The sequence below is a fragment of the Streptomyces sp. WAC03905 genome (assembly GCF_057371075.1).
Genome location: NZ_JBXYDZ010000003.1, coordinates 67,931 through 81,112, shown reverse-complemented (window position 1 = coordinate 81,112; position 13,182 = coordinate 67,931). Strand labels below are relative to the sequence as shown.

16 protein-coding genes are annotated in these 13,182 nt (G+C 73.4%); 13 read left to right on the top strand and 3 right to left on the bottom strand.

Annotated features, from left to right (window positions below; all coding sequences use genetic code 11):
* Nucleotides 1–36: 36 nt before the first annotated feature.
* Both AC2RP6_RS03290 and AC2RP6_RS03285 read right to left on the bottom strand, forming a co-directional pair.
* The gene (locus AC2RP6_RS03290; protein WP_486444717.1) at nucleotides 37–402 is read right to left on the bottom strand and encodes a darcynin family protein; all 366 of its coding nucleotides are present in this window, start codon (nucleotides 400–402) and stop codon (nucleotides 37–39) included.
* Entirely contained in the window at nucleotides 392–1,333 is a 942-nt protein-coding gene (locus AC2RP6_RS03285) for an NAD(P)H-binding protein (protein WP_486444716.1), read from the bottom strand. Before AC2RP6_RS03285 ends, AC2RP6_RS03290 begins: the two co-directional genes overlap by 11 nt.
* A gap of 142 nt (nucleotides 1,334–1,475) precedes the next feature.
* Here AC2RP6_RS03285 and AC2RP6_RS03280 point away from each other — a divergent pair, with 142 nt between their 5' ends.
* The 5 genes from AC2RP6_RS03280 (at nucleotide 1,476) to AC2RP6_RS03260 (ending at nucleotide 5,357) form a co-directional block, all read left to right on the top strand.
* Nucleotides 1,476–2,414: a LysR family transcriptional regulator gene (locus tag AC2RP6_RS03280; protein WP_486444715.1), complete on the top strand. Its 939-nt coding sequence runs from the start codon at nucleotides 1,476–1,478 to the stop codon at nucleotides 2,412–2,414.
* 96 nt (nucleotides 2,415–2,510) lie between these two features.
* Complete coding sequence (locus AC2RP6_RS03275; RefSeq protein ID WP_486444714.1) at nucleotides 2,511–3,191, top strand: helix-turn-helix domain-containing protein; 681 nt, start codon at nucleotides 2,511–2,513, stop codon at nucleotides 3,189–3,191.
* A gap of 32 nt (nucleotides 3,192–3,223) precedes the next feature.
* Nucleotides 3,224–3,835, top strand: coding sequence for a DUF3291 domain-containing protein (locus AC2RP6_RS03270; RefSeq protein WP_486444713.1), 612 nt, complete (start codon nucleotides 3,224–3,226; stop codon nucleotides 3,833–3,835).
* Complete coding sequence (locus AC2RP6_RS03265) at nucleotides 3,832–4,248, top strand: response regulator (protein WP_486444712.1); 417 nt, start codon at nucleotides 3,832–3,834, stop codon at nucleotides 4,246–4,248. The genes AC2RP6_RS03270 and AC2RP6_RS03265 overlap by 4 nt, the downstream gene beginning before the upstream one ends.
* A gap of 236 nt (nucleotides 4,249–4,484) precedes the next feature.
* Nucleotides 4,485–5,357, top strand: a complete 873-nt coding sequence (locus tag AC2RP6_RS03260; protein WP_486444711.1) for an alpha/beta fold hydrolase — start codon at nucleotides 4,485–4,487, stop codon at nucleotides 5,355–5,357.
* A 120-nt stretch (nucleotides 5,358–5,477) separates the two neighbouring features.
* On the opposite strand, the gene AC2RP6_RS03255 is transcribed toward AC2RP6_RS03260, so the two are convergent.
* On the bottom strand, nucleotides 5,478–6,599 hold the full coding sequence (locus tag AC2RP6_RS03255; protein WP_486444710.1) for a nucleotide disphospho-sugar-binding domain-containing protein: 1,122 nt from the start codon (nucleotides 6,597–6,599) through the stop codon (nucleotides 5,478–5,480).
* A 241-nt stretch (nucleotides 6,600–6,840) separates the two neighbouring features.
* Between AC2RP6_RS03255 and AC2RP6_RS03250 the strand changes: the two genes are divergently transcribed.
* From AC2RP6_RS03250 to AC2RP6_RS03215, 8 genes are all read left to right on the top strand, one after another.
* The gene (locus tag AC2RP6_RS03250) at nucleotides 6,841–7,614 is read left to right on the top strand and encodes an alpha/beta fold hydrolase (RefSeq protein ID WP_486444709.1); all 774 of its coding nucleotides are present in this window, start codon (nucleotides 6,841–6,843) and stop codon (nucleotides 7,612–7,614) included.
* 216 nt (nucleotides 7,615–7,830) lie between these two features.
* Nucleotides 7,831–8,073, top strand: a complete 243-nt coding sequence (locus AC2RP6_RS03245; RefSeq protein WP_486444708.1) for a protealysin inhibitor emfourin — start codon at nucleotides 7,831–7,833, stop codon at nucleotides 8,071–8,073.
* Nucleotides 8,074–8,193: 120 nt separating this feature from the next.
* A complete protein-coding gene (locus AC2RP6_RS03240) occupies nucleotides 8,194–9,666 on the top strand; it encodes an RNB domain-containing ribonuclease (RefSeq protein WP_486444707.1) in 1,473 nt (490 codons plus the stop codon).
* A gap of 233 nt (nucleotides 9,667–9,899) precedes the next feature.
* Nucleotides 9,900–10,427 carry a GtrA family protein gene (locus AC2RP6_RS03235; RefSeq protein ID WP_486444706.1) on the top strand — a complete coding sequence of 176 codons (528 nt, stop codon included), beginning with the start codon at nucleotides 9,900–9,902 and terminating at the stop codon, nucleotides 10,425–10,427.
* Between the two features lie 198 nt (nucleotides 10,428–10,625).
* Nucleotides 10,626–10,991 (top strand): hypothetical protein, encoded by a 366-nt coding sequence (locus tag AC2RP6_RS03230; RefSeq protein ID WP_486444705.1) that lies wholly within the window; start codon nucleotides 10,626–10,628, stop codon nucleotides 10,989–10,991.
* 199 nt (nucleotides 10,992–11,190) lie between these two features.
* A complete protein-coding gene (locus AC2RP6_RS03225) occupies nucleotides 11,191–11,616 on the top strand; it encodes a nuclear transport factor 2 family protein (protein ID WP_486444704.1) in 426 nt (141 codons plus the stop codon).
* Nucleotides 11,613–12,506: an NmrA family NAD(P)-binding protein gene (locus tag AC2RP6_RS03220; RefSeq protein WP_486444703.1), complete on the top strand. Its 894-nt coding sequence runs from the start codon at nucleotides 11,613–11,615 to the stop codon at nucleotides 12,504–12,506. Before AC2RP6_RS03225 ends, AC2RP6_RS03220 begins: the two co-directional genes overlap by 4 nt.
* A 14-nt stretch (nucleotides 12,507–12,520) precedes the next feature.
* Nucleotides 12,521–13,174, top strand: a complete 654-nt coding sequence (locus AC2RP6_RS03215) for a TetR/AcrR family transcriptional regulator (RefSeq protein WP_486444702.1) — start codon at nucleotides 12,521–12,523, stop codon at nucleotides 13,172–13,174.
* Nucleotides 13,175–13,182: the final 8 nt, after the last annotated feature.

The window sequence follows — 13,182 nt, the reverse complement described above, 5'->3', positions numbered from 1 at the left end:
GCCCCACCCCGGCCGCTGCTCCCTGGGCGTGTCGTGTCAGGTGCCGAGGGTGGCCACCGGCTCCACGCCGTAGGTACGGGCGTAACCGTTCTCGGTGCCCACGAGCAGGTCCACGACGTGGAAGTAGCGGTCCCAGAAGGGCGTTTCGCGCAGTGCGTCGATCAGCAGCCGGTAGGCGTCATGGTCGTCCGCCTCCCACACCCAGACGTCGGTGACCCGTGCCGAGTAGAACTCGGTGTCGTAGAAGCGGGAGCGGACACCACGGGTGCGGGCCTCGATCACCGGGACGACATGGGTGGTGAAGGCCCGGACGCGTTCGCACACGCTCATCGCCAGCCACTCCGGTGTGGTTTTGACCAGCATGAACGCCGTCACCGCGGGCTCGGTCCGGTCAGCGGGCATCGGTGGCCTCCGCAGGGGCGAGGACGACCGGCCTGAGGGTCTGCGCGCACCACTGGGCGAAGCCGGTGGCCGGGCCCGCCTGCGGCGAGCGCGCCTCGCCCGCTGCCGCACCGGCGTGCGCACCCGCGTCCAGGCCCTCGTCCTTGGCGCGCTTCATCTCGACCATGGCCTCGACGAACGCCTCGCCCAGGCCGTGGCCCAACAGGTCGGACCGCAACCGGTCGAGGGTCTGGCGTTCGTAGCGGACCGGCCGGCCCAGCTCCGCGGTCATGATGCGGGCCATGTCGTCGGGCGACAGCTCCTGCGGACCCAGCACCGGAACGCTGCCGGCTCCGCTCCATGAGCGGTCCAGCAACAGCCCGGCCGCCGTCGCGGCGATGTCGGCCACGGCCACCATCGGAGCGGGCCGGTCCGCGGCGACGGTGTCGGTGAAGACGCCGTTCGCGCGGATCGAATCGGCCTCTTCCAGCAGGTTCTCGTAGAACGACGGGTTGGCGAGGGCGCGGTAGGACACGCCGGAGCCGGCGATCAGGTCGTCCATGGCCAGGGAGGCGGTGACCAGCCCGGCCCGGCCGGCCTGCGGGGTGCCACGGCCGAGCGCCGAGACACCGACGACATGGCCGACGCCGTGGGCGGCGAACGCCCGCGCGGCCGGGCGGGTGAAGCCGCTGTACGCCTCCTCCGGCGGGACCGCGACGTCCGGAGGCACCAGCCAGAAGACGGCGTCGGCCCCGGCGAAGGCCCGTTCGACGGTCGCGGCGTCGCCGTGCGAGCCGGTGACCACCTCGACCCGTTCCCGTACGGCCCCGGGGAGCCGGGCGGGATCGCGGACCACGACCCGCAACTCCTCCCCGTGGGTGGGCGCTGCCTCGATCAGAAGCGACAGCAGCCGGCTGCCGATGTTCCCGGTGGGGGCGGTGATGACGATCATGAAAAACCTCACGGTCTGAGCCAGTCGGATCGATGACGCCCTCGTCGGGCGCCCCCTCATCGTCCGAATCCGCACCGCGTTGCCACAATGGGAACTTGAGCAAGAAATCATTGCCCAGAGCGGAAAGACGCAGGTGAACAGGGTGAACGGTCCGACACCCCATCTCGACGCCAACCTCGCCGTCGCCCTCGACGCGCTCCTCGCCGAGCAGAGCGTCACCCGTGCCGCCGCGCGCCTGCGGACCTCGCCGGCGGCGATGAGCCGTACGCTGGCCCGCCTGCGCCGGGTACTCCAGGACCCCCTCCTGGTACGGGCGGGGCAGGCGATGGTCCCCACGCCCCGCGCCGAGGAACTGCGGGACGAGGCCGCCGCGGTGGTGCGCCGCCTGGAGGCGCTGCTCACCCCGAGCGGCGGGATCGATCCCGCAGCGCTGCGGCGCACCTTCACCGTGCAGGCCGCCGACCTGGTCGGCGCGGCCCTGGCGCCGGGACTGCTCGGGCTGGCCCGGCGCCGCGCCCCGGGCGTCTCGCTGCGGGTGCTGGCGGAGGAGTGGGAGGCGGGCCCCGCGCTGCGCGAGGGCCGTATCGACCTGGAGATCGGGTCCATCGACCACGTCGACCCGGAGACCCGCGTGGAGGAGCTGGCCACCCTGCGGATGGCGGCCGGCGTCAGGGCCGGTCACCCGCTGGCCGAACGCCCCCTGACCGCCGCCGCACTGGCCGCGGCGGAGCACGTGGCCGTCAGTCGCCGCGGCCGCTTCACCGGCCCGCTCGACACGGCCCTGGCCGCCCAGGGGCTCAGCAGGCAGGTCGGCGCGGTCCTGCCCGGTCACCTGGCGGCGATGGCGTTGGCCGCGGCGGGCGACGTCGTCTGCCTCGTGCCGACCGCCCTGCCGGGCGAGCCCCCATCGCCCCTCAGTGACGCCGCCCACGCGATGGGGCTGCGCCTGCTCGACATCCCGCTGCCCCTGCCGCCCGTGACGATCGGCATGGCCTGGCACCCGCGCCACACCGCCGACGGCGCCCACCAATGGCTGCGCGCCGCCGTCCGCCACGTCCTGCGCCCACCCCGGACGGCCTGACCCCCTCACCGTCCACGCGCTGGGAACCCGAAGCGGTCCTGAGTCGGGGAGGGGCGGCTTTCTATCTCCAATCCTTGTTGTTTCTAGAATGGCGGGGTGAAGGACATCGACGTGATCGCGGTGCTGCAGGACCCGGTGCGCCGCCGGCTGTACGAGTACGTGGCCGCCCAGGGGCGTGAGGTCGGACGGAACGAGGCGGCCGAAGCGACAGGGGTGGCGCGGACGCTCGCCGCCCACCATCTGGACCGGCTGACCGAGGCGGGACTGCTGGACAGCGGCAGTCGTCGCCTGACCGGGCGTTCGGGGCCGGGAGCCGGCCGTCCGGCCAAGGTGTACACGAGGGCGCGCGTCGAGCGGTCCGTGTCGTTGCCCGCCCGCGACTACCGCACCGCCGCCGAGCTGCTCGCCGAGGCCGCGGAGGAGGCCGGACTGGACGCCGGGCTCGCGGCGGCCGCGCGCCGGCGGGGCGAGGCCCTCCGGGGCGGGACGGAGCCCTGCGGCGACCTCGAAGAGGCCCTGGAGGCGCTGGCCGCCCGCGGCTACGAGCCGCACCTGGAGGGAGGTGGCGCGGGAGGGGGCGGCCCGGAGGTCGTCGTCCGCATGCGCAACTGCCCGTTCCACTCGGTTGCGGAACGCTTTCCCCCGCTCGTCTGCGGCATGAACCTCGCGCTGCTGGAAGGGCTGCTGGGCGCCGACGGTCCGCTCCGCGCCCGCATGGACGCCCGGCCGGGGGAGTGCTGCGTCGTGGTCGAAGCTTCTAAAAACAATGAACATTGACATAGAAATGTGCCGCGTGCTGGGATGAGGCCATGACCGAACCCGCGCACGGCTTCCACCTCGCCCAGCTCAACGTCGCCACGCTCCTCCACCCCATCGACGACCCGCGCATCGCCCCGTTCGTCGAACTCCTCGATCCGGTCAACTCGGCCGCCGACGGTGCGCCCGGCTTCGTATGGCGGCTCGTGGAGGAGGGCGAGGCCGACGCCACCGGACTGCGCCCGGCGGGTGAGGGCGTCATCGTCAACCTGTCGGTGTGGCAGACCCAGGACGCCCTGTGGGACTTCGCCTACCGCAGCGGGCACCTGGAGGCGATGCGGCGGCGCCGTGACTGGTTCGCGCGGCACGTCCAGGCGCACCTGGTGCTCTGGTGGGTCCCCGCCGGTCACCTGCCGACCGTCGGTGAGGCGCTGGAGCGGCTGGGCGACCTGCGGGCGCACGGCCCCTCGCCGCGCGCGTTCACCTTCGCCTCCTCCTACACCGCCGCCGAGGCGGCGGCGGAAGGGACGGGAAACGTGGCCGGGACGGCGGCGGTCCGAGGCGGCCACCCGCGCCCCCGAGCCACCCTGCCCTCACACCCCCCAGCCGGCCCGCTCCTCTCGGGTCGCCCCGCGCCCCACCGGAAAGCACGATGGGAAGGGTGATGACGGTGTTGGTGGTCGGCGTGCCCGAGGGCGAGCAATTGGAGCTGCTCCGCTCGGGCATCCAGCGCAACCCGCACTTTCAGGTCGTCTCGCACGCCCACGACCCCGCCGTCGCCCTCGCCCACGCCCGGGTCCTGCTGCCCGACATCACCGTCCTGTCCCTGCCGGCCGGGGTGGACAGCATCGACTCGGACCCCGAAGTGCTGCGGGTGTTCCGCGGAGTGCGCGGGCTGGACCCGCCCAGCGGGGTGGTGCTGCGGACGCCCACCGCGCGCGTGCCCCGTGCGGTGTCGGGCCTCGCGGTCGAGGGAGCCGTCCACGTCGTGCGCGAGGGGGACTCCGAGGCCCTGATGCGGGCCCTCCGCACGATCGGGCTGCGCCGGGCCAGCTGTGACCCCGACGAGATGCCCTGAACTGCGTCCCTCGGGCCCCCGGGCCCGCGGCCCCAGGCCCCCGGCCCCAGGCTCCCCGGCCCCCCGGCCGGAGGCGACGCGCGGGGGCCGGGCGCAAGCGGAGTAGCCCGTACCGATTGATTCGATGATCATCCTCTGCGTACTGTCCCGAGGAACCCGGCAGGAGCCGCGCCACCCGCGGCCCGCCGGCATCCCGGCGATTCCTCATGTCCGACAGAGAGTGGGCGATCAGACAGATGCAGCAGACCCCGACGTTCGTGCTGGTGCACGGCGCCTTCGCGAACTCCTTCTCCTTCGCCCCGCTCCAGGCCGAACTCGGCCTGCTCGGGCACCGGTCCGTGGCCGTCGACCTGCCCGGCCACGGCTTCGAGGCCGGCTACCTCCACGCCTACCAGGTGCCGCAGGACGCCGAAGGCCTCGCGACGGCGCCCGGCCCGATCCGGGGCGTCACCCTCGCCGACAACGCCAAGCACCTGATCGGCGTCCTGGAGCGGGCCCGGCAGAACGGCCCCGTCATCCTCGTCGCCCACAGCCGGGGCGGGGCGACCGCCACCGCCGCCGCGAACGCCCGGCCGGACCTCATCGACCGCATCGTCTACGTCGCCGCCTGGGCCCCCGTCGACCTGGAGGTCGGGGCCTACTACGCCGAACCGGAGATGGCCACGGTCGACGCGGCCTCCCTGAGCCTGGCGCTGGCCGGGAACCCCGCCGAACTCGGCCTGCTGCGCGTCAACTTCCGCACGGCCGATCCCGCGGCCCTCGCCGCGTTCAAGGCTGCCTTCCTCGCCGACGGCACCGACGGGGAGTTCCTGACCTTCCTGAACACCTTCCAGCCCGACGAGAACCTCGACGCCGGCACCGAGGCCGACCGCGCCCAGGCCGCGACCTGGGGCACGATCCCGAAGACGTACGTACGCCTGGCCGACGACGCGAGCCTGCCGCTCGCCATGCAGGACCGGCTGATCCGCGAGGGCGACACCCTTACGCCCGACAACCCCTACGACGTGCGCACGCTGCCAGGCAGCCACCTGAAGTGGCTGATCGACCCGGCTCCGGCGGCTCGCACCCTCGGGGAACTCGCCGCGCTCACGGTGCCGTCCGCCACCTGAGGCGGTGACGCCCGTGCGCCCGCCCGGACAGGGGATTCCCGTCCGGGCGGCCGCTCAGGCAGGCGATCGTGAGGCGGTGGGCCCGGGCGGTGGCTCAGGCGACGGGCCCCGACGGTGGGCTCAGGCGGCGGCCAGGGCCTCCAGTGCGGGGACGGTCTCGGCCGGGCTCGGCAGGGCGGCGTTCTCCGCGCGGAGCCGTTCGGCGGCCCCGCGCAGGGCCGGGTCGACGATGAGCCGCGTCAGGAGCTCCGCGTCCACCTCGTCGGAGGCGGAACGCAGGGCCGCGCCCGTCGCGGTGAGGGCGTCGGTGTTGGTGAAGTGGTCGGCGCCCTGGGGGAGCAGGAGCTGCGGCAGACCGGCCTGGAGGGCGGTCAGCAGGGTTCCCGAGCCGCCGTGGTGGATCAACGCGTCGGAGGAGGTCAGCAGCTCGGCCAGCGGAACCCACGGCAGCGGGCGGACGTTGTCCGGGAGGGTGCCCAGCGGCGCGAGGTCGGCGTCGCCCACCGCGAGCAGGAACTCCGCGTCCACCGACGCCGCGGCCTCGATCAGGCGGACGATGGCCCGTACGCCGTCCATCTCCGTGAGCACCGTGCCCAGGGTGACGGCCACGCGCGGACGGGTGCCCCGGCGGAGCAGTTCCAGGGGCACGAAACCGCCGCCGTTGTAGGGCAGGTAGCGCATCCGCAGGCCGTCCGGGTCGCCTCCGAGGGAGGCGGGGACGATGTCCAGCGCGGTGGACTCGGCCGGGCCGGACACCCCGTACGTCTCGTACGCCTCGGTGAAGTGGGCGGCGAGCCGGCGGACCATGTCCCGGCCGGAGGTGACGCCGAAGTTCTGGATCACCGACGGGATCTTGAGCTTGGCCGCGACCAGCGGGGCCGACGCCTGGAAGGAGTCGTAGACCAGCAGGTCGGCGCGCCAGCTCTCGGCGGCTTCGAGGAGACCGGCCACGGTGGAGCGCGAGATGAGCGCGAAGCCCCGGGCCGCCCGGTCGAGGATCTGGTCGGTGGTCAGGTCGGGTGCGACGTACCGCACCTCCTCGTCCGTGGACTGTTCGAACACCTCGCGGATGCTGCGGCCGTCGCCTATCTCGACGAGCGGGAATCCCGCCTGGCGCAACTGGTGCAGCGGCTGCGAGCCGGCGAACAGCACGTCGTGGCCGGCCGCGCGTAAGGCCTGAGCCGTCGGGATCATCGGAAAGAGGTGCCCGGCCGAGGCCGGGCCGGTGAAGAGGATGCGCACTGCTTCTCCTTGCCCATGGTGTGCCGGTCGGGGACGGGCCGTGCGGACCCGCCCCCGGTTCCACCTCCTTGAACTGCCGCGACGGCACACGGTGTTCCCCGGCGGAGATCGAAAACAAGACGTTCTGGGAGGACCTGGGCGGTCCTGGCGGCCGAGGGAGACCGAGGAGACCGTCCAGGTCCGCCGGCCGGCCCGGAAGACGAACCCGGCCGTGATCCGCAGGACCCCCTAGCATGTGGGCATGGAGGTCCGCGCGGGTCAGGTGCTGGTCCATTGCGTGGAGCACGGCACCGGCCGGCCCGTGCTGGTGCTCCACGGCGGCGGCGTCGACCACCACGAGGCGGAAGCGTGCTTCGAGCCGGCCCTCGAAGGGGCCGCGGGACTGCGGCGCATCTACCCCGACCTCCCCGCCATGGGCCGGACGGCCGCACCCGAGTCGCTGCGCAGCGCCGACGACGTCGTCGACACCCTGCTCCGCTTCGCCGACGAGGTCACGGGCGGTGCTCCGTACCTCCTGATCGGCCATTCCGCCGGTGCGTACTTCGCGCGGGCGATGGCCGACCGGCGGCCGGCGCGGGTCGCCGGTCTGGCGCTCGTGTGCCCGTTGCTGCCCGACGTGCGCGACGTTCCCGACCCCCGGGTCGTCGCGGGATCGGGCGAGATCGGGGACGAGGTCTTCCGGGGCTACTTCGTGATCCGGACGCCGGAGATGCTCGAACGGTACCGACGCCACGTCGAACCGGCCGCGGCTCTCGTCGACGAGGCGGCCCTCGAACGCATCGGCGAACGCTGGGCGCTCACCCCCGCCCCCGGGCCCGCCTACCCGGGCCCGACGCTGGTCGTGGCCGCTCGGCTGGACTCCACGGTCGGCTACGCCGCCGCGGCCGACCTCGTCCACCACTACCCCCGCGCCTCGCTCGCCGTGGTCGACGACGCGGGGCACGCCCTGCCGCACGAGCGGCCGGAACTGCTGCGCGCCCTCCTCACCGACTGGCTCACCCGCGTCGAGCGCTGAGTCGTCTCGTGCCGATCATGCCGGGGCCGCGGGCCGGGCGCCCTGATCCGGCCTGATCGACAAGACACCCCCGGGCGGTGTCGGACAGCGGCGTTTTCCGGACGTTCGCGGGGGAGGGGCCCCGCCGTGTGACAGCGGCCCCCGGTTCGGGGCATGCGCGGCAGTGGCTGCGATGCGCAGACCGCGTGCCACACCAGCGAACAGGAAGGAACGGCCATGCTGATCACGGTCACCCGCTCCGGAGGCTTCGCCGGCCAGGAGAAGCTCAGCGCACTCGACACCTCAGGCCGTACGGACGCCGCGGACCTCGAGGAGCTCGCCAAGCGGGCCGTCACGCCCGTCGCCGACGGCTACCGCTACCGGATCACCGTCGACGACGAGGTGCTCGACCTCCAGGACCCCTGCTTGTCCGACGCCCAGCGCACACTCATCCGTACCGTCCTCGGCGTCGGCGCCTGACCGGCCCGCGACGTGCCGGGCGCGCCGCCCCGCGCCGACCGGCGGGGCGCGCCCGGCACGGCTCCACCCGGACGGGTCGCCCGCCGTGCCGGGGCACGACCGCCGCCCTACGCTCGGGGCATGCCACGCCGCCCGATGCGCATGTCCGATGCGGCCAAGGCCGCGCTCGCCACCGCGCTGAAGAAGCTCCGGACCGATCTGCAGGCCCGCTCGGCCTTCCCCGATCCCGTGCTCGCGGCGGCCGAGGCGGCCGCCCGCGCGCCCCGGCTGCCGGACAAGGACGCCACCGACCTGCCGCTGTTCACCATCGACCCGCCCGGGTCCAAGGACCTGGACCAGGCCATGTACCTGGAGCGGCGGCCCGGCGGCGGGTTCCGCGTGTACTACGCCATCGCCGACGTGGCCGCCTTCGTCACTGCCGGAGACGCACTGGACGCCGAGGCGCACCGGCGGATCGTGACCCTGTACTTCCCCGACGGCAAGGTACCGCTCCACCCGCCCGTCCTCTCCGAGGGCGCGGCCAGCCTGCTGCCGAACCAGCAGGTCCCCGCCCTGCTGTGGGAGCACGACCTCGACGCCCACGGCGAGGTGACCAGGTCGTCCGTCGGCCGGGCCCTGGTCCGCAGCCGGGCCAGGCTCGACTACGCGGGCGTCCAGCAGGCCATTGACGCCGGCACGGCCGAGGAGTCCCTCGCGCTGCTGCGCGAGATCGGCGCACTCCGCGAAGCCGTCGAGGCCGAGCGCGGCGGCATCTCCCTCAACCTGCCGGACCAGGAGGTCACGTTCGAGGACGGATCGTTCCGGCTGAGCTACCGCGCCCCGCTGCCCGTGGACGGCTGGAACGAGCAGATCTCCCTCATGACCGGCATGGCGGCGGCGACGATGATGCTGGCCGGCGGCCCCGGCATCCTGCGCACCCAGGAGCAGGCCCCGACGCACGAGGTCACGCGCCTGCGCCACATCGCCCGGGGCCTCGGTATCGACTGGCCGCACCACGTGTCGTACGCCGAGCTGATCCGCTCGCTGGATCCGCACGACCACAAGCACGCGGCGTTCCTCCACGAGGCGGCCGGCGCCTTGCTGCTGAAGTCGGTCTACCGGTCCTTCCCCGACCACGACCACCTCCCGGCGCAGACCGTCCACGCGGCGATCGCGGCGCCGTACACGCACTGCACGGCGCCGCTGCGGCGCTTGGTCGACCGGTACGCGGGCGAGGTGTGCGTGGCAGCCAGTGCGGACCGGGGGGCGCCGGAGTGGGTGCTCGCGGCCCTGGACGAGCTGCCGGAGACGATGGCGAAGGGGAAGGGGAGCGCGGCGGACCGGCAGTCCGTGGACCTGGTGGAAGCGGCGCTGCTCATGGACAGGGTGGGGGCCACCTTCGACGCGGTGGTCATCGACACCGACGCCGAGGGCTCCCGGCCGCACCCGCGGGAGGGTCAGGTGCAGCTCGCCGAGCCCGCCGTGCTGGGCAGCGTCACCTCCGCCACGGCAGACCTCGAACTGGGCGCGGGCGTCCGGGTCGAGCTCCTGCGGGCCGATCCCGCCTTCGCCGACAAGAACAAGCGGGTTCTCTTCGGTCTGGTGGAGAGCTGAGCCAGCAGGCCTCCCGCAGGTGACGCCGTTTCACCTCACCCCCGTAGCCTGCCGATTCAGCCGTGATGGCACTGCTTCTGAGCTGCGGATCCATGGGGTAAGAGCAGATGTGGCGTCAAATGTGGCTCGACGTGGCGCCATTGATGCGCCATCATGGCGTCATGGATGGCGCGCCCGTCGGCCGCGAGGTCGACGCAAGGGTGCGCGGGTGGCGTCGTCGAAGGGCTGGGGACATGGGGACAGTGCAGAGCGGGCAGTCGGCGACGCGGCCCGGCGCCGTCACCGCCTTCGTCCGCTTCGTGCTCTGCGGCGGCGGGGTGGGCGTCGCCTCCAGCTTCGCCGTGGGAGCCCTCGCCTCCCGGATCCCCTGGGCCCTGGCCAACGCCCTGGTCACTGCGGTCTCCACGCTCCTCGCCACCGAACTCCACGCCCGCTTCACCTTCGGCGCGGGCGGGCGTGCGAGTCGCCGCCAGCACGCGCAGTCGGCCGGGTCCGCAGTGGCCGCGTACGCGGTGACCTGCGCCGCGATGCTGGCCCTGCGGCAGCTGGTGGCGGTGCCCGATCCGATGCTGGAGCAGGCGGTCTACCTGTCGGCCTCCGCGCTCGCCGGCGTCGCGCGGTTCGCGCTGCTCCGCCTGGTCGTGTTCGCACAGAACCGTGCGCGGGCCGTGGGCGGCCGTCCCGTCGCCCGCACCCTGCCTGCGGCTCTGGTGCGCGCCTCCGCCCCGGCGGGTCCTGCGGAACTCTGCCGCGCCGCCTGATCCGATCGGGACCGCGGGTGTGCGTCCGGGTTCGGTTCCGTGCGGGGGCGCTGCCGGGTGCGGCTCTAAACGATCGCAGAGTTATGCCCAAAAGCTGACTTTCCGCAGTTTGAGCCGGTCGGATAGCAATGGTGCGGCGCCTGGCGCGGCCCGCCGACGGTCGGCGGCGACCCCAGTGCGCCGAGGAGGAAACACCTCGTGATCCGCACCCGCTTCGCCGTCACACTGGCCACCATGGCCGTCACCGCCCTGGCCGTCACCGCGAGTCCCGCCTCGGCGGCCCCCGGTGACACGGTCAACATGTGCGCCAGCGCCCTCACCCCGGACGGCTGGGTCGACGTCCAGTGGTGGAACAGCGCCGGGTGCGGCTCCGGCTTCACGCCCAACATGAAGCAGATCAAGGACCTCAGAGGCTATCCGGTGGGTACGCAGGTCAACGCCTGCGCCTCCACCTGGCCGCAGGCAGGCTGGACCATCACCAGCACCTACTACTCCAGCGGTTGTCGCTACTCCGCCGTCCCGAGCCTCAGCCCCAACACCTGGACGCTGAAGCGCACTTCCTGACCCACGTCGAAGCCGAGGCCGAAGCCGCAGCCACCCCCCGGGGGGTGGCTGCGGCTTCGCCGTTCTCCGCCCCGCGGCGCCGGTTGCGGCTTGCGAAACGGACCGCCGGTCCGTACGCTCAAGATCATACGGACCGACAGTCCGTTTATCCGGCGGCGTGCGCCGCGCCCCCACTGCGAGCAGATCGGAACCCCCGACCATGACGATCCCCAGGACGGCAGCGGAGCTCTACCGCCACGGCCTGCAACTGCTGTTGGAGAAGGACATCCCCGCCTGGGTCGACCTGTGGGACACCGACGGCGTCCTCGAATTCCCCTTCGCCCCCGACGGCTGGCCCGCACGCATCGAGGGCAAGGCCGCGGTCGGCGCCTACATGCGGCACTATCCCGACCACGTGGACCTGCACGCCTTCCCCGAAGTGACGATCCACCAGACCACCGCCCCCGGAACCATCGTGGCCGAGATGCGCGGAGTCGGCCGCCTGGTGCGGACCGACACCCCCTACGACATGACCTACATCGCCGTGGTCACCGTCGAGAACGGCCTCATCACCGCCTACCGCGACTACTGGAACCCCCTCGCCGCGTCCCTGCCCGGCGCCGACTTCACCGGAGCGAACCGATGAATCCCGCCTCCACCCCCGCTCCCGCCACCCTGGTCATCGGGGCCACCGGCACCACCGGACGCCGCGTCACCGCCGGACTGATCGCCGAGGGCCGGCCCGTCAGGGCGGCCGGCCGGACCGCCCCCGCACATGCCGCGCACCCCGGCACGCATGCCGTCCGCTTCGACTGGAACGAGCCCGGGACCTGGGAAGACGCCCTGGACGGGGTGGACCGCGCCTACCTGATCCCGCCCACCGGCTCGCCGGACCCGGCAGCCGTCATGCTGCCCTTCCTGCGCCGGGCCCACGCGGCGGGCGTACGCCGCGCAGTGCTGCTCAGCTCCTCGGCGATCCCGGCGGGCGGGCCCGCGGTGGGCCGGGTCCACGCACAACTGCCCGGCCTGTTCGAGGAGTGGGCGGTGCTGCGACCCTCCTGGTTCATGCAGAACTTCGCCGGCACCGCCCCCCACGCACGCACCATCCGTGAGGACGGCGCCATCCTCACGGCCACGGGCGACGGACGCGTGGGATTCGTCGACGCCGAGGACATCGCCGCCGTCGCCGTACGCGCCCTGACCGACGAACGGGCCCCCGACGCCGACCTCATCCTCACCGGGCCGCAAGCGATGAGCTACGCCGACGTCGCCGCGACCATCAGCGAGGTCACCGGGCGCCGCGTCGTGCACCGGCAGCTGACCTTCGAGGAACTGCGCGACCGCTGGGCGGCCGAGATACCGCTGGAATTCGCCACCATGCTGGCCCGGATGGACCGGGCCATCGCCGACGGGGCGGAGGACCGCACCTCGGACACCGTGGAACGCCTCACCGGCCGCCCTGCGGGCACCCTCAAGGCATTCGTCGAACGGGAGCTGGGCGGCGCATATCATTCCCCGGGGCCGGAGCGGTCCTAGACCGAGGAGGACCCGTGGCCCGACGATCGGAGCGTACCGAGCGCACGGAGCGCGCCGACGGTACCGCACGCACGGAACGGCCGGAACGCGCCGATGCCCAGCGCAACCGGGAAGCCGTCCTGGCAGCCGCCGACGCGCTCTTCGCCGCCGGCGGCAGCCCCCACGGCGTGTCGATGGACGACATCGCCGCGGCCGCGGGCGTCGGCAAGGGCACCCTCTTCCGCCGCTTCGGCGACCGCGCCGGGCTGATCGCCGCCGTGATCACCTCCCGCCTCGAACCGCTGCAGCGCACCGTGCGCGAGGTGCAGGAGGCGACCGGTTCCGCACCGCGGGAGCGGGTGCTGGCCCTCCTGGACACCTCGCTGACCTTCAAGATCGAGAACCGGAACCTGATGGCGGCCGCCGAGGACGCGGGCCTCAGCAGCCCGTACCACGCCCAGCATTACGGCTGGTGGCACGAAACGCTGCGGGCGGCGCTCGACCTGGTACCCGGCGTCCCCGACGCGGACTTCACCGCCCACGCACTGCTGGCGGCCATCCGCGCCGACCTCGTCGCGTACCTGATCGACGAACAGAAGATGTCCCCGGACGGCCTGCGCTCCGCGCTCGCCGCCCACGTCGACAGCATCCTCGGCGCAGAGGCCGACCAGGTCGTGTCGTCGAAGTAGCGTCGGTC